The organism is Pseudomonas sp. EA_65y_Pfl1_P113, assembly GCF_963970525.1.
Lineage (GTDB): Bacteria > Pseudomonadota > Gammaproteobacteria > Pseudomonadales > Pseudomonadaceae > Aquipseudomonas > Aquipseudomonas tritici.
This window is the reverse complement of the sequence record NZ_CAXAQM010000515.1, coordinates 1-466: the sequence shown is the minus strand read 5'-3', so window position 1 is coordinate 466 and position 466 is coordinate 1. Positions and strand designations below refer to the sequence as shown.

At 67.6% G+C, this 466-nt stretch carries 1 protein-coding gene; it reads left to right on the top strand.

From position 1 onward, the window contains the following. The coding region (locus AACY52_RS30845) for a hypothetical protein (RefSeq protein WP_339561471.1) at positions 1-326 on the top strand (326 nt) is incomplete at its 5' end. Positions 327-466 lie beyond the last annotated feature (140 nt).

Here is a 466-nt window from a genome sequence, read left to right as displayed (position 1 = left end):
CCCCCCCTACCAACACTCTTTCCCAACCCGACGCTCTTCCGAGCCCCTGCGCGCGGGCGATGCGCGCGCGGCGCTCGTCCGGCCCGATCGGCGTCGCGCCACTGGCGATGTTGCGCAGACTCGTCAGATCCGGCTCAGCCGCGCGCAGAACACCACTGGCCGAAAGCACCGGCAGCATCGCTGCTCCGGCTGCAAACCCACGCCGCGTCAACATCTTCATCGTCTCGCGCCCCTTTGTCGTTGGCGCAACTGTGCCAGCGGCAGGCGGCCGCCGCAACGCAGCAACGCCGCACTTCGGCTTGACCGCTCGCACTTTCTCCCGTTGATGACACGAACGACAAAAAGGGGTGAAACGTGGCGAAGCGATTGACGACCTATATCCTGATCGCGCTGGTGCTGGGCCTCGCCGTGGGATGGACGCTCAACGCCGCGATCGACAACGGCACCCCCGCCAGCGCGGCGCGGC